At 56.6% G+C, this 19,023-nt stretch carries 16 protein-coding genes; 7 read left to right on the top strand and 9 right to left on the bottom strand.

The annotated features are described in order from the left end of the window. The first annotated feature begins 40 nt into the window (after nt 1-40). The 3 genes from atpD (at nt 41) to ACN0WW_RS15815 (ending at nt 3,227) form a co-directional block, all read left to right on the top strand. Nucleotides 41-1,486, top strand: a complete 1,446-nt coding sequence (atpD, locus tag ACN0WW_RS15825; RefSeq protein ID WP_417613837.1) for a F0F1 ATP synthase subunit beta — start codon at nt 41-43, stop codon at nt 1,484-1,486. A gap of 139 nt (nt 1,487-1,625) precedes the next feature. Further along, nucleotides 1,626-1,883, top strand: coding sequence for an ATP synthase F1 subunit epsilon (locus ACN0WW_RS15820; protein ID WP_417613836.1), 258 nt, complete (start codon nt 1,626-1,628; stop codon nt 1,881-1,883). A gap of 222 nt (nt 1,884-2,105) precedes the next feature. Beyond that, nucleotides 2,106-3,227, top strand: a complete 1,122-nt coding sequence (locus ACN0WW_RS15815; RefSeq protein WP_417613842.1) for a glycosyltransferase — start codon at nt 2,106-2,108, stop codon at nt 3,225-3,227. On the opposite strand, the gene ACN0WW_RS15810 is transcribed toward ACN0WW_RS15815, so the two are convergent. After that, nucleotides 3,224-4,141, bottom strand: coding sequence for a DMT family transporter (locus ACN0WW_RS15810; protein WP_417613835.1), 918 nt, complete (start codon nt 4,139-4,141; stop codon nt 3,224-3,226). The genes ACN0WW_RS15815 and ACN0WW_RS15810 overlap by 4 nt on opposite strands. Nucleotides 4,142-4,320: 179 nt before the next feature. Here ACN0WW_RS15810 and ACN0WW_RS15805 point away from each other — a divergent pair, with 179 nt between their 5' ends. Next, the gene (locus ACN0WW_RS15805) at nt 4,321-5,850 is read left to right on the top strand and encodes a CpaF family protein (protein WP_417613834.1); all 1,530 of its coding nucleotides are present in this window, start codon (nt 4,321-4,323) and stop codon (nt 5,848-5,850) included. A gap of 6 nt (nt 5,851-5,856) precedes the next feature. Here the strand turns inward: ACN0WW_RS15805 and ACN0WW_RS15800 are convergent, their stop codons facing one another. From ACN0WW_RS15800 to ACN0WW_RS15765, 8 genes are all read right to left on the bottom strand, one after another. Next, nucleotides 5,857-6,054 (bottom strand): hypothetical protein, encoded by a 198-nt coding sequence (locus tag ACN0WW_RS15800; protein WP_417613833.1) that lies wholly within the window; start codon nt 6,052-6,054, stop codon nt 5,857-5,859. A gap of 6 nt (nt 6,055-6,060) precedes the next feature. Further along, nucleotides 6,061-6,942, bottom strand: a complete 882-nt coding sequence (gene mmsB / locus ACN0WW_RS15795; RefSeq protein ID WP_417613832.1) for a 3-hydroxyisobutyrate dehydrogenase — start codon at nt 6,940-6,942, stop codon at nt 6,061-6,063. A gap of 65 nt (nt 6,943-7,007) precedes the next feature. Continuing rightward, nucleotides 7,008-7,790, bottom strand: a complete 783-nt coding sequence (locus tag ACN0WW_RS15790) for an enoyl-CoA hydratase-related protein (protein ID WP_417613831.1) — start codon at nt 7,788-7,790, stop codon at nt 7,008-7,010. Continuing rightward, nucleotides 7,787-8,830 carry an enoyl-CoA hydratase/isomerase family protein gene (locus ACN0WW_RS15785; protein ID WP_417613830.1) on the bottom strand — a complete coding sequence of 348 codons (1,044 nt, stop codon included), beginning with the start codon at nt 8,828-8,830 and terminating at the stop codon, nt 7,787-7,789. The genes ACN0WW_RS15790 and ACN0WW_RS15785 overlap by 4 nt, the downstream gene beginning before the upstream one ends. Nucleotides 8,831-8,838: 8 nt before the next feature. Continuing rightward, nucleotides 8,839-9,981, bottom strand: coding sequence for an acyl-CoA dehydrogenase family protein (locus ACN0WW_RS15780; protein WP_417613829.1), 1,143 nt, complete (start codon nt 9,979-9,981; stop codon nt 8,839-8,841). 2 nt (nt 9,982-9,983) lie between these two features. Then, on the bottom strand, nt 9,984-11,225 hold the full coding sequence (locus tag ACN0WW_RS15775; RefSeq protein WP_417613828.1) for a dipeptidase: 1,242 nt from the start codon (nt 11,223-11,225) through the stop codon (nt 9,984-9,986). A 10-nt stretch (nt 11,226-11,235) separates the two neighbouring features. Next, a complete protein-coding gene (locus tag ACN0WW_RS15770; RefSeq protein WP_417613827.1) occupies nt 11,236-12,189 on the bottom strand; it encodes a polysaccharide deacetylase family protein in 954 nt (317 codons plus the stop codon). Nucleotides 12,190-12,345: 156 nt separating this feature from the next. Further along, complete coding sequence (locus ACN0WW_RS15765) at nt 12,346-13,848, bottom strand: CoA-acylating methylmalonate-semialdehyde dehydrogenase (protein WP_417613826.1); 1,503 nt, start codon at nt 13,846-13,848, stop codon at nt 12,346-12,348. 91 nt (nt 13,849-13,939) lie between these two features. Between ACN0WW_RS15765 and ACN0WW_RS15760 the strand changes: the two genes are divergently transcribed. The 3 genes from ACN0WW_RS15760 to ACN0WW_RS15750 all read left to right on the top strand — a co-directional run bounded on the left by ACN0WW_RS15760 (nt 13,940) and on the right by ACN0WW_RS15750 (nt 18,957). Further along, a complete protein-coding gene (locus tag ACN0WW_RS15760) occupies nt 13,940-14,863 on the top strand; it encodes a DMT family transporter (protein ID WP_417613825.1) in 924 nt (307 codons plus the stop codon). A 25-nt stretch (nt 14,864-14,888) separates the two neighbouring features. Continuing rightward, the gene (locus tag ACN0WW_RS15755; RefSeq protein ID WP_417613824.1) at nt 14,889-16,628 is read left to right on the top strand and encodes an amidohydrolase; all 1,740 of its coding nucleotides are present in this window, start codon (nt 14,889-14,891) and stop codon (nt 16,626-16,628) included. A gap of 484 nt (nt 16,629-17,112) precedes the next feature. Next, nucleotides 17,113-18,957 carry an EAL domain-containing protein gene (locus ACN0WW_RS15750; RefSeq protein ID WP_417613823.1) on the top strand — a complete coding sequence of 615 codons (1,845 nt, stop codon included), beginning with the start codon at nt 17,113-17,115 and terminating at the stop codon, nt 18,955-18,957. The last annotated feature ends 66 nt before the right edge of the window (nt 18,958-19,023 follow it).

The following is a 19,023-nucleotide window of genomic DNA, read 5'->3' as shown; positions in this document are numbered from 1 at the left end:
GCAGAAGCGCTCTAAAGCACGTACGCAAGGAAACGGAAAAATGGCAAAAACCAAAAATGTAGGCCGCATTTCACAGGTCATCGGCGCTGTCGTCGACGTCACCTTTGATAGCGAGATCCCGGCAATTCTCTCGGCGCTGGAAACCGACAATAACGGTAACCGGCTGGTTCTCGAAGTTGCGCAGCATCTTGGCGAGAATACGGTTCGTACGATCGCCATGGATGCGACCGAAGGCCTGACCCGCGGTCAGGAAGTGACCGACACCGGCTCCCAGATCATGATGCCGGTTGGCCCTCAAACGCTTGGCCGGATCATGAACGTGATTGGTGAGCCCATCGACGAACTCGGCCCTATCGGCGCGAAGACTTCTGCTCCCATCCACGCAGAAGCTCCCCTGTTCATTGACCAATCGACCGACAACGAAATTCTGGTTACCGGCATCAAGGTTGTCGACCTGCTCGCCCCTTATGCAAAGGGCGGTAAAATTGGTCTGTTCGGCGGTGCCGGCGTTGGCAAGACAGTGCTTATTCAGGAACTGATCAACAACATCGCAAAGGGGCACGGCGGTACGTCTGTGTTCGCCGGTGTTGGTGAGCGTACCCGTGAAGGTAACGACCTCTATCACGAATTTCTCGATGCGAATGTTATTGCCAAGGATAAAGACGGCAAGGCTACGCCTGAAGGTTCCAAAGTGGCCCTCGTTTACGGTCAGATGAACGAACCTCCCGGAGCGCGTGCACGTGTTGCTCTGTCGGGTCTGACCATCGCGGAATATTTCCGCGATCAGGAAGGCCAGGACGTTCTGTTCTTCGTCGATAACATCTTCCGCTTTACCCAGGCAGGCTCGGAAGTGTCCGCACTCCTCGGCCGTATTCCTTCGGCTGTGGGCTATCAGCCTACCCTGTCGACTGACATGGGTGCGCTGCAGGAACGCATTACCTCCACCAGCAAGGGCTCGATTACCTCGGTTCAGGCTATTTACGTGCCTGCCGATGACTTGACCGACCCTGCACCGGCAACGTCATTTGCCCACTTGGACGCAACCACCGTTTTGAACCGTGCGATTTCGGAACTCGGCATCTACCCGGCTGTTGACCCGCTCGATTCCACGTCGCGTGTTCTGGAACCCCGGGTCGTTGGCCAGGAGCATTATGATACGGCCCGTGCTGTTCAGGAAACCCTGCAGAAGTATAAATCTTTGCAGGACATCATCGCCATTCTCGGCATGGACGAGCTTTCAGAAGAAGATAAGCTGGTCGTGCAGCGCGCCCGGAAAATCCAGAAGTTCCTTTCGCAGCCATTCCACGTTGCTGAAGTCTTTACCGGCATCCCCGGCAAGTTCGTGGATCTCGAAGACACGATCAAATCGTTCAAGGCGGTTGTCGATGGCGAATATGATCACCTTCCCGAGAACGCCTTCTACATGGTCGGCGGCATCGAGGAAGCGATCGAAAAAGGCAAGAAAATGGCTGCTGAGGCAGCTTAAGCAATTTAGCCCCTCTCCTTTAGGGGAGGGGTTGGGGTGGGGACCGTCCTCATCCTCAAATTCGCAGATCGGCATCGAGCCAATCTGCTCATAAACCACCCCTTACCCCTCCTTTGAAAAGGAGGGGTGGAGAATGATAATGGCAGATCTACATTTCGAACTTGTAACCCCTGAAAAGCTCGTCCGTTCGGAAGATGTCTTCATGGTGGTGGTGCCCGGTATTGAGGGTGACTTTGGCGTGCTTGCGAATCATGCTGGCGTAATGTCGACTATCCGCGATGCTGATCTGGTCATCTACCCCAGCGAAGGCGCGACACCTGAGACAATTTTTGTTCAGGGTGGCTTTGCGCAAGTCGATGAAAACGGCCTTACGGTATTGGCCGAAGCTGTTAGCTGACAGCTTTTCACGACGATCCCGGTGCTTTCGATTGGTTCCAACCGCACCGCCTTTTAAACTCGGGCACTAAACGTTGGACAAATGATATATCCGCGCCATTGTAGACTGGTACGTACTGTTCCAATCGATAGGCTAGATTGTGATTTGTTCCGATACCAGAAGCACCAATCGGCTTGTTTTGAAACTGCATGATATGCCGGAGCCGTGGATATTATACGGCACATGAAACACTCTGCTCCGATCGTTCATTTCCTTTATGAGCCGAGCAATGGCGGCCTGGACCGCGTTGCAATCCTTTTGGCCAATGGGATGGCCGAACGCGGTCTTCCCACCGAGCTGTGGTTGACAAAAGAAACCGGTGCTGTCGCCCATCTCATTTCATCGGCTGTAAAAATCCGACTGGTTCCAACACCCAAGTTCGGTGGCCGGGGCTTGCAGTTGCTGCTCCAGATTCCCTCCGTCGCACGGATGATCCGCAAACACCGACCGAGGGCGATTTTTTCGGCTGGTAATCAGACGAATCTGTCTCTGGCAATCGCGCGCCAATTCGCGGGGCGAGGACCGACAAAGATCATTCAGAAACTCACCAACCCGGTGCTGAGACCTGGTTTCGGCAAATGGCAAAAGATAGCCCGAACGTGGCGGTTTGGAATGACCGCAAACCTGGGTGACATGTCGCTCACGCTCAGCGAGGCTGACGCCAAAAACTATGCACAAATCTATCCACATGCAGCGACCAAGTTCCATGTGGTCCCAAACCCCTACGTCACTGCCAACATGTTGTCTGCCGGAACAGCCAGACCCCTTCGCGGGCCGGGACAACCGCCGCGATTGCTTTCAGTGGGACGTTTTGTTCCACAGAAAGACTATATGACACTTGTTGCCGCTCTGGCGCTGATTGCCGAGCATCCGTGGTCGCTGACAATTTTGGGAGATGGGCCTCTTCTGCAAGACACAAAGCAACAAGCCGAAAAATTGGGCTTGGCTGACCGGATCACGTTCAAGGGCTTTGTTCATGACGTCACCCCCTTTCTCTCTCAATCAGACATCCTGGTGCTGTCTTCCCGGTGGGAGGGTTTGCCGGCTGTACCAATCGAGGCATTGGCTGCTGGTTGCGCAATCGTTGCGACCGATTGTTCGGACGGCTTGACAGAGCTGCTGTCTCGGACCGGTCAGCGGACTGTACCGGTGGAGGATCCCGAAGCCCTGGCCAGGGCCATATTGGACGAAATTCACTCACCTCAGCCGGTCAAAGTGCTCATCGAATGCGCAAGCACCTATTCCATTGAAAATAGTATCGAACAGCATCTCAAGCTTTTGGACAAAGTCTGCGAAGCTGCCTAAGCCTCCAGAACCGTGTTCGCACGGCGACTGCTGCGCCAGAGCAGCAAGCCGCTGAAGATTATCAATAATCCTCCCAGCATCGCAGTAGTGTCTATCGGATCTCCGAATACAAACACACTGATCGCCGTCGCGATTAGCAGCTGGATATAGACGATCGGTGCAATCGCCGCTGCGGTTGTTCGCATCGTCGCCATGAAGAGCAGGAAATGGCAGCTAGTCGCAGTCAGTGCCACCAGCAGGCAGCGCAGGACCACATCCCAATGCGGGAGCCCCGGTACGGTCATCACAGGCACTATCCAATGCCCGATAACCGCAGCAATCATGAGAAACAATGCCGCCCAAAAGGCTATGTAAAATTGCGCTGCGAAAATTGATCTTTGCGTCGATACCATGCGGTTCAGGATCAGCATGGTCGACATCGCAAAGGCCGAGATGAGCGGTAAGATGGCGACCCAGCCAAAGGCCGCGACATTGGGCCGCAGCATGATCAAAACCCCGCCAAAGGCGACGATCGTCGCCACCCAGGTCCGTGGCGGCATCTTCTCTTTCAAAAACCAGCCGGAGAACAAGGCGGTGAGGATCGGATTGACAAAGGATATCGCCACGGCATCGGCCAGCGGCATGATATATATGGCGGAAAAGAAGCTGATGGTGCCAACGAACAAGGCAAATCCACGTGCCACGTGAAGCCATGGCCGGTTGACTTGAAAACCGCGACGACCTTCTTTTGCAAAGAGGATCACCGCAAGGGCCAGAGCGCCGATCGAAAAGCGCAAAGCCGCCACTGCCGGCGCAGGCCAATCTCCTGCCATCGATTTGATCACCGCATCACCAAGCGGGAATCCGGCAAAGGCAATGAGTGCAAGCGTGACACCCCCGGCGGTGGCTCGATCCCTAGAATGATCCTCAGTCAAGCATCCGCTCCTTTTTCATCAGATTGCCTTAGCTGCTGGACTGCAACGCACAAGCCGCAAGTCACAAAATTCTCCCAGAATCGATCTTCATCCAATCAGCCTGATTTACCGCTTTATTAACCATTTTCGGGGAAAGAGGGCATTGATCGTGTGACATCAGACATATCGGACAGAACAGAATGAGCGCTTTTGGGAAGAAAAATGGACTAGGCGGTGGCAAGCCATCTTTTGGCGTAGCAAAGCCAATGACCGGTGGCAGCAAAAAATCTGTCGATTCCGAAAATCGAGAAGACAAGCTCGGAGGAAATCAGTTTCCACCACTAGAATCCATTCCCCTCGGCGGCGAAGATACACCAACCGTACCTCCCCCGGTGCAAAGCGATGCAATGACGAGGCTTTCGGAACGGTCGCAACCATTGGCCGACAGCGTCGACAAGGACGAGGGCTTTGGAGCCTCTGTCCACAAGATCAAGGAACAAGTGCTGCCTCGCCTCCTCGAGCGCGTCGACCCCGAAGCGGCTGCGACGTTGAACAAGGAAGAGCTGACCGAAGAATTCCGTCCGATCATCATGGAAGTCCTGACCGAGCTGAAGTTAACCCTCAACCGGCGCGAACAATTTGCACTAGAAAAGGTGCTGGTCGACGAACTGCTGGGTTTCGGTCCACTCGAAGAATTGCTGAGCAACCCTGATATATCGGATATCATGGTCAACGGTCCGGAACAGACCTACATAGAAATCAAGGGCAAGCTGGAACTCGCCCCGATCCAGTTTCGCGATGAGGAGCATCTGTTCCAGATCGCCCAGCGGATCGTGAACCAGGTTGGCCGCCGCGTCGATCAGACCACACCGCTGGCTGACGCCCGCCTGAAAGACGGTTCGCGTGTTAACGTCATCGTCCCGCCACTGAGCCTCAAGGGCACAGCAATCTCGATTCGTAAATTCTCCGAGAAACCGATCACGCTGGACATGATGAAGGGCTTTGGCTCGATGTCGGATCAAATGTGCACGGCTCTAAAAATCGCCGGTGCCTGCCGCTTCAATGTTGTTATCTCGGGTGGTACCGGTTCCGGTAAAACGACGATGCTTAACGCGATGTCGAAAATGATCGATCCCGGCGAACGCGTGCTGACGATCGAGGATGCCGCCGAGCTTCGTCTGCAACAGCCGCACTGGCTGCCGCTGGAAACGCGGCCTGCGAACCTTGAAGGCCAGGGCGCGATTACGATCGGGGATCTTGTCAAAAACGCCCTGCGTATGCGGCCTGACCGCATCATCCTCGGCGAAATTCGTGGCGCGGAATGTTTCGACCTTCTCGCAGCCATGAACACCGGCCATGATGGCTCCATGTGTACGCTCCACGCCAACAGCCCGCGCGAATGTCTCGGCCGTATGGAGAACATGATCCTGATGGGCGACATCAAGATTCCGAAGGAAGCGATTTCACGCCAGATTGCGGAATCGGTCGACCTGATTGTTCAGGTGAAGCGTCTGCGCGATGGTTCGCGCCGCACGACGAACATCACCGAGGTGATCGGCATGGAAGGTGACGTCATCGTCACGCAGGAACTGTTCAAATATCAATATATAGACGAGGATGCCGACGGCAAAATCATCGGCGAATATGTCTCTTCGGGCCTGCGCCCCTACACGCTGGACAAAGCCCGCCAATATGGCTTTGACCAGCCGTTGCTGGAAGCCTGCCTGTAACCGTATCTATCCGGTAGACAGAATTCCCAGCCCGAAGGCAATCGATATGCCGAAGGTCAGCAGCGACAATGCCGTGATCGTTGGCCACGGCATGAAACCAACATCATCAATATCCCGCCGGTTGCTGCGCCGACGATTGCCGATCTCGGCAACCACGGCAATCGTCCCGGACAGACTGCAAAGCACTATCCAAAGCGGAGGCATCGGCAGTTAGTCTTTTCCGATCATGGCGATGATGCCGGAGAAATCCTTGCCGCCCTGTCCCTGTCCTTCGGCATATTGTTCGTAAAGCCGAGCGGCCTCCGCCCCCATTGGAACGTCGGCGCCAGCGCTTTGTGCTGCTTCCATCGCCAAGCGCAAATCTTTCAGCATCAGCGCTGCCGCAAAACCGCCTTCATAGCCATTGTCTGCCGGGCTTTGCGGACCAACACCGGGCACGGGACAATAGCTGGTCATCGACCAGTTCTGGCCGGAGGCCTTGGACGAAATGTCGTAGAAATTTTGCAGATCGAGGCCGAGCTTCTCCGCCATCTTGAACGTTTCACAAGTGGCGATCATCGATGCACCAAGCAGCATGTTGTTACAGATCTTTGCCGCCTGCCCCGCACCATTGCCACCGGCATGGATAACCGCCTTGCCCATGTCCGACAGGATCGGTTCGGCACGCTTGAATCCTTCGTCGCTGCCGCCGACCATGAAGGTCAAGGTGCCGCCATTCGCCGCTGCGATACCGCCGGATACGGGAGCATCAACGGGCACCAGGCTTTTGGCTTCCGCCATCGTCGCCACATCCCGGGCGCTGTCGACGTCGATGGTCGAGCAATCGATTACCAAAGTACCGGGGTTGGCGTTGATGACGATTTCATATTCGTAAACCTTACGGACATGGGCGCCAGCCGGGAGCATGGTGACCACGGCTTCCATATTTTTCACCGCCTCGGCAGCATCGCTGACCGGATGGCAACCCGCCTCGCCTGCGCGCGCTAAAGCTTCGCCGGACAGGTCAAAGGCATGGACCTCATGTCCTGCTTTCGCGAGATTGGCAACCATGCCGCTGCCCATATTGCCAAGTCCGATAAATCCGATTTTCATTCCAGTCTCCAGTGATTGTCAGCGGCGCAATGCCACGCGTCTTTGCAAAACAGAAAGCTGCGCTCCTAGCGCCCCTTCCATTGGCCTTCGCGCTTTTCGATAAAGGCGGCCATGCCTTCCTTCTTGTCTTCGGTGGCGGTCAGAATCTGGAACAGGCGGCGTTCGTGCACGAGGCCCTGCTCGAGATTATTCTCGAACGCTGCATTGACCATTTCCTTGTTCACCTGCGCGGCCATCGGCGGCATCGAAGCCACCAGTGCAGCGGATTTCATCGCTTCGTCGAGCAGATCATCATGCGGCACCACGCGGGCAACCAGACCGGAGCGCTCCGCTTCCTCGGCATCCATCATCCGCCCGGTCAGGCACATTTCCATCGACTTCGCCTTGCCGATCGCGCGCGTCAGCCGCTGCGAACCGCCCATGCCCGGCGCGACGCCGAGTTTGATTTCCGGCTGTCCGAATTTCGCCTTTTCGCTGGCGATGATATAGTCCGCCATCATCGCGAGCTCGCAGCCGCCGCCAAGCGAGAAGCCGTTGACTGCCGCGATCCAGGGCTTGCGGGTCGCCTTAACAATATGGCTGGTCCATTTGGCGAAGAAATCCTCAAGATAGAAATCCGCCGCCGACTTGTCGTACATTTCCTTGATATCGGCACCAGCGGCAAAGGCCTTGTCACCCGAGCCGGTCAGAACGGCGCAGTGTTGCGTGTCGTCTGCCTGAAATGCAGCGAAAGCCTCGATCAGTTCTTCCAGTACCTGGCTGTTCAGCGCGTTGAGCGCTTTCGGCCGGTTGAGCGTGATCAGGGTAACAGGACCCTTTGTTTCGGTCAGGATGGTTTCATACGTCATAGTGGTTTCCATTCTTCATCTGCCGGTAGCGGCGCGAAAATATTGTCGATCCATTCGGTGGTGACTTCCTCCGGGCTCGGCGGGTTCCATTTCGGATCATTGTCCTTGTCGACGATCAGCGCGCGTACGCCTTCAAGAAAATCATGCATCACCAGCACATGATAGCCGATGCGGTATTCGTTGCGCATTTCGTCGGCGAAGCTCTCCATCGCCGCGCCTTCCTTGAGCTGGCGCAGTGCGACCTTGCAGGTCTGCGGGCTTTTGGTGCCGAGCGTATCACGTTCCTTGGCGGCCCATTCGCTTTCATCCGCTTCCAAAGCGGCCAATATATCCTCGAACCGGTCGGAAGCGAAAAACTTGTCGATCTTGTCGAGATTCTTGGCGATCCGCGCTTCCGGAATATTGCCCGACAGCTGCCCCAATATGCCTTCAATCCGGTCCGGCTTTTCCGAAATCCGCTGCTTGGCCTCTTCCAGAACGCCTGATTCCAGATAATGGGTCGCAAGACCGACATCCTTGCATTCGGCACCGTCAAGACGCGCGCCGGTCAGCGCAAGAAACTGTCCGAGCCGCCCTTCCAGCCGCGACAGATACCAGCCACCCCCAACATCCGGGAACAGGCCGATGCCGGTTTCGGGCATGGCAAAGCGGGTATATTCGGTCGCGACGCGATATTTGGCGGGCTGCGAGATGCCGACGCCGCCGCCCATGGTGATACCATTCATGAAGGCGACCACTGGCTTGGGATATTCGAACAGCAAATGGTTGAGCTGATATTCCTTGTAGAAAAACTCGCGTCCTTCCTTGCCGTCGGCCATGCCGGATTCGCGCAGCATGGCAATATCGCCGCCCGCACAAAATCCCCTGCCCTCGCTATGATCGATGATCACGGCTTCAACTTCGTCATCGTCGCGCCAGGCGAGCAATGCGTCGATCATTCCCAGACACATGTCGAGATTGAGCGAGTGGATAACTTTCGGCCGGTTCAGGCTGATATGGCCAACCCGCCCGGTTTTTTTGATGATAAGATCTTCTGTCATAATATACCTTATTGTCGGAGCAGTTCGCGCGAAACGATCATGCGCATGACCTGGTTGGTTCCCTCCAAAATGCTGTGGACCCTGAGATCGCGCCAGAAGCGCTCGATCGGATAATCCTGCAGATAGCCGTAGCCACCAAAAAGTTGCAGCGCATCGTTGACGATCTTGCTGCCGTTATCAGTTGCCAGTCGCTTGGCCATCGCGGCAAATTTGGTTTTATCGGGCGCACCTTCGGTGACCTTTGCTGCCGCAAGATAAAGCAGCGCGCGAGAGGCTTCAAGATCGGTGGCCATGTCTGCGAGCATGAACTGTGTGTTCTGGAAATCGCTGATCGCCTTGCCGAATTGCTTGCGGTCCCTGGTGTAATTGATCGCTTCATCGAGGCAGCGCTGCGCGCCGCCGAGCGAACAGGCACCGATGTTCAGCCGGCCGCCGTCGAGACCGGCCATGGCGATGCGAAAGCCCTCGCCTTCGTCGCCTACACGATTTTCAGCAGGAACACGCACATTGTCGAAATTGACCTGAGCGGTCGGCTGGGAATGCCAGCCGAGCTTCTTCTCCTGGGCGCCGAATGAGACACCTTCCATATCTTTTTCGATGACAAGGCAGGTGACTCCCTTGGCGCCATCATCGGTGGTGCGCGTCATCGTGACATAAATTTCGTTGGCACCACCACCGGAAATGAACTGCTTCGAACCGTTGACGATATAATCATCGCCATCGCGCACGGCCTTGGTCTTCAGCGAGGCGGCGTCCGATCCGGCACCGGCTTCGGTCAGGCAATAGCTGGATATCTTCTCCATCGGCACTAGGTCAGGCAGATATTTGTCCTTCACCGCCTGCGATCCGAATGTATCAATCATCCAGGAGGCCATATTGTGGATCGAGATAAAGGCGCTGGTCGACGGGCAGCCATAGGCCATGGCTTCCATGATGATCGCGCTTTCCAGCCGTCCGAGACCGATACCGCCGGACTCTTCTGAGACATAGATGCCACCGAAACCAAGCTCCGCAGCCTGCTTTATGGTATCGCGCGGGAAGACATGATTTTCATCCCACTCCGCCGCATGCGGCGTAATCGCATCGGCTGTGAATTTCTGGGCCATTTCCTGAATGGCAAGCTGATCTTCGGTCAGGGAAAATTGGGTCATATCTATTTCTTGTTCTTCGCTATTTGCGCGGCGGTTGATTCGACGCCCCGCATTACCCGCAAGATATTGCCGCGCGCAATCTTTGCGAGATCGGCGGCGCTATAACCGCGGCTCGCCAGTTCGGCAAATAACACCGGATAGGTCGAGACATCCGCGAGATCATCAGGGGTGAAGCTGATACCATCATAATCGCCGCCCAGGCCGATATAGTCGATTCCGACAACCGACCGGATGTGATCGATGTGATCGGCAATATCTTTCGCAGTTGCTGGCGGCATTGGATGCGGCTCCTGCCAACGCGCGACATAGGCCTCTCGTGCAGCTTTGTCGCCGGGGTATAAGGCCGCCGCGCGCGCTGCTTCCGCCTTTTTCGCGGCATCCCAGTCCCGGTTCTCGGCACTGACATAGGATGGTACGAACGTGACCATCACCACACCGTCATTGGATGGTAGCCGTTTCAGAATGGAATCGGGTACATTGCGAGGATGTTTGGTAACCGCATCGGCCGAACTATGGCTGAAGATGACCGGCGCCTTGGTCACGTCCAGGGCATCGCTCATGGTGGCTTCGGATACGTGACTGAGATCGACGATCATGCCCAAACGGTTCATTTCCTCTACCACGGAAACGCCAAATTCCGACAGGCCGTCACTCTTTGGCGCGTCGGTGGCGCTATCGGCCCAGTCGAGCGTTTTCCAGTGAGTCAATGTCATGTAGCGGGCACCGAGCGCATAGGCTTGGCGCAATACTGCCAAGGAATTACCAATTGAATGGCCGCCTTCCATGCCGATCAGCGACGCGATCTTGCCCTCTTTCTGGGCGGCTTCCACGTCATCCGCGGTCAGCGCCAATTGCAGATCGTCGGGATATTGTTCCACCAGCCGGTGGACAATATCGATCTGTTCGATGACGCGCTGGACCGCTTCAAATCTCGGCAGCTCGGGATCGATCCAGACGGACCAGAATTGCCCGCCGACTCGGCCCTTGCGGAGCCTGGCAATATCGGTGTGCATCGGTTTTTCGCCGGTCCCCAAGGTTGGGACCGTGTTGCGAAAATCAAACTGGGAGAGATCGCTGTCGAACCGCTCGGCAATCTGCTCCGGTACGTCATTGTGGCCGTCGATGACCGGGTTTTCGGCGAGCACGTCTTGCGCAACTTGTTCCGCTGTTTGCGCTGACGCCGATGATCCACCAATGGCCGCGAGGGCCAGCGCCAGGCTGCGAACGATGTTGATTGTCTTCATGCGTGACGGTCTAGTCGTGCAGGACCCGCTCGGCAAATAGCTTTTTTGCTACTTTCTGATCATTGCGCTGGTACCAGCGCTTGCCGATATTCCTTTCGGCAGCCAGCATCTGGGTCCGGGTGCCATCAGCAAAGTCGACGTCCGGCTCCATATAGGCGATGGGATCGCGATACGCCTCGTCGGCGGTTACGATCGTCCATCCATCGGCCTTGAGCGCAGCGGCCAGATCGTCGACAAACATCGCAGCGAGATCGGTTTCGTGCAGTAGGATCATCTGCACGGGCGCCCTGCCCAGCGTCCGCCGCGCCAGTTCGTCGGAAAAGTCTGCGGACTGAACGTAGGATTCGACATAGAGGTCCCGCAGCGCATTCCAGTCCATCGTCTTGCCGGACTTTGCCGCATTTAGCGCCTGTTCCTCCATATACCAGTCCGAAGCGTCGACCGTGACATAAGCATTCATCAACCCGCGCTTTTTTAGACCGGCCCGGACGGCATCACGCTTACTCCTGTTCTTCTGTCCTTCGTCGAGAAAGGGAAAGCGGAACCAGGGTCGATAATTGGGCTTGTCTTTCAGCCACTCTTCCGCAGCATCGATATCGGCGAGGAACGCCTTCACAGATACGGCGGACAATTTGCTGTGATTGGCGGTATGGTTGGCCAGTAAATGGCCCGCTTTGGCATAGGCCGCAATATCGGCGGCATCATGATCCATGGCCGTAATCCTGCCCGGATTGATGAAGAAAACCGCTTGCTTGATGCCGCCAGTCTGCAAGGCTTCTATCAGCAATCTCGGCCGTTCGTCCGGCTCAAGAAACGCGCCCTTGCCGCGCGGGGCGTCATCGAAGCTGAAGGCAATCCGTTTGTCGGTTTCGGCAACCGCAACCGGTTCTGCGACGGGTTCGACCGCAGGGGTCTCTGAACGCCAGAATCCGAACAACACTATTGCGAGCAAAATGGATGGCATCAATAGCCGTGGCGACAGCGCTAGCAGCATTGCGCCGGAAACATATTTGAACAGACATCCATCGTGTCTGTTTTCGCCGGGAACGCCAGAAAATCTAGCGTTCCGGTCGATTTGTCCTGATATGGAACTCTACAGGTATAAAGTCTTATCAGACCCTTACCCCATGGTTGGAATGACGAAAGCATCCTTGTTGCCGCCATCGGCCGTGCCGTCGGGCCAGCGCTGGGTGATGGTCTTGACCTTGGTCCAGAACTTCACGCCTTCCATGCCGTGCTGATTGGTATCGCCGAAAGCCGAGCGCTTCCAGCCACCAAAGCTGTGATAGGCGACCGGGACCGGGATCGGCACGTTGATGCCGACCATGCCGACTTGCACCCGGTTGGCAAACTCGCGCGCCGCGTGACCGTTGCGGGTGAAGATCGCGACGCCGTTGCCATATTGATGCTGGCTGGGCAGCGCGAGCGCTTCCTCGAAATTCTTGGCGCGGACGATTTGCAGCACGGGTCCGAAAATCTCTTCCTTGTAGCTTTCCATGTCGGTTGTGACATGGTCGAACAGCGAGGGACCGATAAAGCAGCCGTCTTCGTGGCCCTGCAGCGAAAAGCCGCGGCCATCGACGACCAGCTCAGCGCCTTCATCAACGCCGGTCTGGATCCAGTTTTCCACACGCTGTTTATGCGCCGGATTCACGACCGGGCCGTAATGCGCCTCTTCATCCGTCGAGACACCGACGCGCAGGGCCTCCATCGCCGGGATCATTTTCTCGCGCAACCGGTCGGCCGTATCTTCGCCGACCGGAACCACGACAGGCAAAGCCATGCAACGTTCACCGGCCGAACCAAAAGCAGCGCCGGACAGATCATTGACAACCTGATCCATATCCGCGTCGGGCATCACGATACCGTGGTTCTTCGCACCGCCCATCGCCTGCACCCGCTTGCCGGCCGCAACGCCGCGCTGATAGACATAATGCGCAATATCGGACGAGCCGACGAAGCTGACGCCGCCGATTTCCGGATGATCGAGAATGGCATCAACCATTTCCTTGTCACCATGCAGGCATTGCAATATGCCTTCGGGCAATCCTGCTTCGTGCATCAGTTCGACCAATCGGACCGGAACCGACGGATCTCGCTCGGACGGTTTCAGGATGAAGGCGTTGCCGGTGGCGATCGCCGGGCCAAACATCCACATAGGGATCATGGCGGGGAAGTTGAACGGCGTGATGCCGGCACCGATGCCGAGTGGCTGGCGCATCGAATAGACGTCGATGCCGGGCCCGGCGCCCTGAGTATATTCGCCCTTCAGGACATGCGGGATGCCGCAGCAGAATTCGATCACTTCCAGACCGCGTTGCACATCGCCCTTGGAATCGGCGATCACCTTGCCATGTTCACGGCTCAGCAATTCGGCCAGTTCGTCCATATGGGCTTCGACCAGTTCCTTGAACTTGAACATCACCCTGGCGCGGCGCTGCGGGTTGGTTGCGGCCCAGGCGGGCTGGGCTGCAAGCGCCGCCTGAACGGCTGTCTCGAGAACATCGGCGTCGCCCAGATCTACTTTGCCCTGGATCCCGCCATTATTGGGGTCGAAAATATCGCTCTGGCGGGACGCTGCTGCGGTTCCTCCCGAGGCCAAGACATGGGTAACGGTGCGCATTGAAAAGACTCCTGATTGCATTTGCGGGCTATATGCTATTTACCGCAGCAATGCACAACACCCCTCACCCTATCTTTTATGGCAATAACATATGAGCGATGACGGTGCCGCCGGGCAGAACCGGCCGATGGCGGGAATCGTCACCCGGCTTGGCGCAATGCTGTCCCTTGGCGTGATGTTTACCTTCGTCAAACTCGCTGGACAGCATGGCGTCCACGTCACCGAAAGCCTGTTTTACCGCCAGTTGACCGCAATGCCGCTGATTTGTTTCCTGATCTGGCGAAGCCAGGCGGGCTGGCCCTCTATCGTTTCGAACAAACACCGGCTGCACATCCTGCGGTCATTACTCGGTATTTGCGCAATGGGCCTCAATTTCTGGGCAATGACCCTGCTGCCGCTGGCCGACGCCACCACGATCAGCTTCACTGTGCCCATATTCGCAACCCTGTTCGCGGCGCTGATCCTGCGCGAACAGGTGGGCATCCGCCGATGGTCGGCGATCCTGATCGGATTTGTCGGGGTGCTGATCGTAGTCCGTCCCGGTGGCACCTTGATCCCTGCCTTTGGCGCTGCTGTTGCCTTGGCTGGCGCACTGGTTACCGCCGGTGTGACCCTCGTCATCCGCATACTCGGTCGTACGGAGACAAGCATCGTGACGATCTTCTGGTTCTCGGTCTACACCCTGCCCGCGCTGCTCATCTGCGTGATCTTATATGGTGGCGGCCATGATGCCCAGACATGGGGCTTTCTGCTCGGCATCGGTATTTTTGGCGCGGTCGGCCAATTATGCATTACCCAGTCTCTGCGCTATGCACCAATTTCGACGATCGTACCGATGGACTATAGCGCCCTGATCTGGGCGACTTTGTTCGGCATCCTGATTTTCGGCCAATATCCCGGCCTGTCGATCTGGATCGGCGCGCCGATCATCATCGGATCCGGCCTGTTCATTGCCTGGCGCGAGCATGTCCGGGCCGGCAAGCTGACTGTTGCCAAGGTGAAGCCAGGCGCATAATCTCTCGCCACAAGGGGAGAGAGACATGCTGAAATTCATTTCGTCCATCGGGGCAGCGCTCACGCTGCTGTTCGCTAGCGGTGCCAGCGCAGAGGAGACGCCCGCTAGCCTCCCTTATCCCGAAGTCACAATATTCGAGGCCGCCAAGATCATCACGATGGAGCCAGGCTTTCCCGAGGCCCGCTATGTCGCAACTGCTGACGGTATCATTCTCGGCCTCGGCCAGACTTTGGAAGAAATGGAAGCATGGACGAGGGATCGCACGGTCACCGTCGACCGGCAGTTTGCCAGGCAGATTCTGATGCCCGGATTTGTCGAGCCGCATGTCCACCCGATGCAGACGATCATGATGCTGCCGATGCCCTTCATCAGCCCGGAGGAGTGGCAACTGCCCGGCAAGACCTATCCCGCGGCTCGCGGCAAAGCGCAATATGAACAGCGGCTGCGCGAAGAATTGAGCAAGAGCGAGGACAAGCTGTTCATCACCTGGGGCCATCACAAGCTGTTCCATGGCGAAATGGACCGCGCGGAGCTGGACCGGATCGCGTCAGACCGACCAGTGGTAATCTGGCAGCGCAGTTTCCACGAGATTATTGCCAACAGCGCCGCGCTGAATCTGCTGGGCATCGGCACGCAGGAAGCCTTCGCCGCACAGTTCGACAAGCCGACAATCGACCCGGCGCATGCCGACTTCACCACCGGCATCATTCACGAGACCGCGCTGTTCGGCGGGATCGAGAAGCTCCGGCCCTATCTCTTCTCGCCCGCCAAAGTGCAGCAAGGGCTGGCCGACATGCGCCAGATGATGCTGGAAAATGGAGTCACCACCAGTGCCGACCTGGCCTTTGGCGGCTTTGGCGGACCAGAGATGGAGTCCGCGCTGTTCAAGAGCCTCTACGACCAGCCGACCACCCCATCCCGCATCCTTGCCATTCCGGTTGCGCCGTTGGTGACCGGCGATCCCAATGTCTGGCTTAAGGCCATGAAGGCCAAATATGACAGTTTGAAATTCTTCTTCTCCAACCGGGTGAAGCTGTTCGCCGACGGCGCCTTTTTCGCCCAATATATGCAGATGAACCCGCCCGGTTACAGCGATGGGCACGAAGGCAAGTGGCTGACCGAACCGGAGGAACTGCAAAAACAGACCGAGCGTTTCTGGGATGCCGGCTGGAATCTGCACACCCATGTCAACGGCGACAAGGGTCTCGATGTGGTGCTCGGCATCTCCGAAAAGCTGACCCCGAGAAATGGCCAGCATATCGTGATGGAGCATCTCGGCTATTCGACCGAAGCGCAGAACCGGCGGATTGGCGAGATGGGTCTCTATGTCTCTGTCCAGCCCAACTATATCCGCATCCTCGGCGATGCCTATGCCAGGACCGGCATGGGTCCCGACCGCGCGGCGCAGATGAGCCGGCTTGGTTCGCTGGAGCGCAAGGGCGTGCCGCTCGGCCTTCATAGCGACTTCAACATGGCTCCGATCGACCCGCTCTACCTCGCCTGGGTGGCGAGTAACCGGATCACCCTCGACGGCAATGTCAAGGCACCGACCGAGCGGCTGTCGCTCGACAAGGCGCTGCGCGCGATCACGATCGAGGCGGCGCAGGTGATCGGGCTGGACGCGATGGTCGGCAGTATCGCGACCGGCAAGAAAGCCGATTTCACCGTACTCGACCGCGACCCCTATGTCGGCGGTGCGGCGAAGCTTCAGGAGGTCGAAATTAATGGCGTGGTGTTCGAGGGGCGCTGGTTTCCGGCGCGGTAGGCATATTTTATCTTTGCAGCACCGAGGCACAGCCCCCCTCCCCCGTGCCAGACATCAACGCTTCACTATTCCCGAACAGCATGCGGAAATCCTGTTTTCACTCTGCTTCGGAAAGGAGGCCGCCGGGCCGTCTTGCCCATGATCCGTGAACCATAAGCGATGGGCCCAATATAGATATTTCAAATTTTACCAGTATTTACCTCGGTTTAACCCGCAAAGTCTAAGACCGGGCTTCCAATCACGGATTGTCCAAAGCGGAGTAAGATCGATATTATTCGAGGCAGCCAGCGAGCATGAATCGAAATCAAGCCTGCTGGCAGGGTCGATTTCCGAACTTTCTTGCAAGAAAACCGCAAAATATTGTGGTGACTTTACCGGCGCTTTTAGTTCGGCCGACAAGAGCCGAGGCGTGCTGAAGGGATATGGTCGCGTCATCCGTACCTTCTCCGGCCGCATCAGGGCCATCATTGAGGGTGGCTGAGCAATGTTGACCTCAGATGAAATCAAAGAAATGCTGGACGCGCTCCCGCTTCCCATGTTCGCCAAGGATGCCAATCACAGGTGGATCTACGGTAATCAGGCTTTCACGGATCTAATCGGTCTGGACGACATCATCGGCCGGGACGACACGAGCGTGTTTGACGAAGAACAGGTCGATATCTTCTGGAGAGAGGACAGTCTGGTCTTCAGCGGTCAGGCCAGCACGAGCTTCGAAGAGATTGGTGAAGGCACTTTTGCACTCACCCGCAAATTTCCCGTCACGTTGGACGATGGAAAGCCGGGCCTTATCGGTTTGATCGTCGAAGCCGTCGCGAGTCCGGAAGACCTCAAGAAAACGCGCTCGGAATATAGAAACGCCCAGGAAAAGAACAATCTGCTGATAGCGCAATTGCAGAGCGAGGCCGATGGCCACGCCAAGCATTACGAAAAACGTTTGCGAGATCTGGAGCGAGAGCGTGATACCGCCCAAAGCCTGGCCCAGACCGATCCGCTGACACAGGTCGGAAATCGCCTCGGTTTCCAGGCCGACCTGCAGTCTCTTTCCAAGCGCTGCGATGCGATCTCTGGATCATTTACGCTCGCCTATATCGATCTCGATAATTTCAAGCATATAAACGATACGTTCGGACACCGGATGGGCGACCGCCTGCTCTGCCAAGTGGCCGAACGCCTGAAATCTGTCGACAGAATCGTCTCCGTATCCCGACTTGGCGGCGATGAGTTTGCCGTGCTGCTGGAATGCACCGAACGGTCAACAGCGCATGTTGAGGAACAAATTCAGAGAATCGTCGATTTTACTTTTCAACCGGTTACCGAGTTCAAGCGAGAGGTAAAAACATCGGGGTCGCTTGGCTTCACAAGATATCCGTTCGACACAAAGAATCTCAGCGAGCTGAAACATTTCGCCGATCTCGCCCTCATGAAGGCCAAAAAGGCCGGGAAAGGCCAGGTTCGTGAATTCGAGACTGCGGACCACTCGGCAGACTTGCGGTTGCGGCAGCTGGAAGCGGGCTTGGCCGCGGCAATAAAGCAGCAGGAGATCTCAGCTGTATATCAGCCGATTTGTGAGGCAAATGAAGAAAGAATTCAGGGCGTGGAAGTGTTGGCCCGTTGGACGCATCCGGAGCTTGGCTCAATTGCACCGGACGAATTTATTTTTATAGCGCGACGATTGGGGCTGCTGTTGCAACTGGACCAAGTCGTGCTCAGGCGTGCCTGTAAAGAACTGGGGGGTTTCATCGATAGCGGGGCCATCGAATATTTCTCGGTCAATGCGAGTCCCAGCGATGTCGCTTCGCTGGGATATGCGACGAATTTTCTGGATACGCTCAGGGATTTCAACATTGCCCCTACCTCGGTCGTGATTGAGATCATCGAGACCGCAGTGATGGAAAAGTCGCAAACTGCCCGTAACAACCTCGCGGAATTGAGCGCTGCAGGCATAAAAATTGCCTTGGACGACTTTGGCAGCGGTTATGCCAATTACAGGACTCTGCTGGATCTGCCGATAAATGTCCTGAAAGTTGATCGCTCTTTGATCAACACGATCAACTACAAACCACATCTGATCGATTTCCTCGTTTCGATCCTGCATATGGCCCAAGCGCTCTCTGCCAGCACGGTATGCGAAGGGATCGAAACCGAAGAGGAGAAAGTGATCGCCCAGACCCTTGGCTTTGATGCATTGCAGGGGTTTCTGATCAGCAGACCCCTCGACATTGACGATCTTTGCAACGCGATCCGGCGGCAAGCGGGAGATCGGGCATCAATCGAAAGCCAACGTGTGAATATCTTGCCGGATACCATGGTCGTTGCCGGCCGCGGCTAATTCAGGCTGCGTATCCGCATTCAAGAAGATTAGGGCAATCAATCAACGCGGCGGCCTCTCTGCATC

Origin of the sequence: Parasphingorhabdus sp. (genome assembly GCF_048269865.1) — a bacterium.
Classification (GTDB): domain Bacteria; phylum Pseudomonadota; class Alphaproteobacteria; order Sphingomonadales; family Sphingomonadaceae; genus Parasphingorhabdus.
This window is presented reverse-complemented; position numbering and strand designations above follow the sequence as displayed.

Coding starts and splice junctions, on each gene's coding strand:
- atpD (WP_417613837.1), top strand. CDS start 41: ATGGCAAAAACCAAAAATGTAGGCCGCATTTCACAGGTCATCGGCGCT.
- ACN0WW_RS15820 (WP_417613836.1), top strand. CDS start 1,626: ATGGCAGATCTACATTTCGAACTTGTAACCCCTGAAAAGCTCGTCCGT.
- ACN0WW_RS15815 (WP_417613842.1), top strand. CDS start 2,106: ATGAAACACTCTGCTCCGATCGTTCATTTCCTTTATGAGCCGAGCAAT.
- ACN0WW_RS15805 (WP_417613834.1), top strand. CDS start 4,321: ATGAGCGCTTTTGGGAAGAAAAATGGACTAGGCGGTGGCAAGCCATCT.
- ACN0WW_RS15800 (WP_417613833.1), bottom strand. CDS start 6,054: ATGCCTCCGCTTTGGATAGTGCTTTGCAGTCTGTCCGGGACGATTGCC.
- mmsB (WP_417613832.1), bottom strand. CDS start 6,942: ATGAAAATCGGATTTATCGGACTTGGCAATATGGGCAGCGGCATGGTT.
- ACN0WW_RS15790 (WP_417613831.1), bottom strand. CDS start 7,790: ATGACGTATGAAACCATCCTGACCGAAACAAAGGGTCCTGTTACCCTG.
- ACN0WW_RS15785 (WP_417613830.1), bottom strand. CDS start 8,830: ATGACAGAAGATCTTATCATCAAAAAAACCGGGCGGGTTGGCCATATC.
- ACN0WW_RS15780 (WP_417613829.1), bottom strand. CDS start 9,981: ATGACCCAATTTTCCCTGACCGAAGATCAGCTTGCCATTCAGGAAATG.
- ACN0WW_RS15775 (WP_417613828.1), bottom strand. CDS start 11,225: ATGAAGACAATCAACATCGTTCGCAGCCTGGCGCTGGCCCTCGCGGCC.
- ACN0WW_RS15770 (WP_417613827.1), bottom strand. CDS start 12,189: ATGCCATCCATTTTGCTCGCAATAGTGTTGTTCGGATTCTGGCGTTCA.
- ACN0WW_RS15765 (WP_417613826.1), bottom strand. CDS start 13,848: ATGCGCACCGTTACCCATGTCTTGGCCTCGGGAGGAACCGCAGCAGCG.
- ACN0WW_RS15760 (WP_417613825.1), top strand. CDS start 13,940: ATGAGCGATGACGGTGCCGCCGGGCAGAACCGGCCGATGGCGGGAATC.
- ACN0WW_RS15755 (WP_417613824.1), top strand. CDS start 14,889: ATGCTGAAATTCATTTCGTCCATCGGGGCAGCGCTCACGCTGCTGTTC.
- ACN0WW_RS15750 (WP_417613823.1), top strand. CDS start 17,113: ATGTTGACCTCAGATGAAATCAAAGAAATGCTGGACGCGCTCCCGCTT.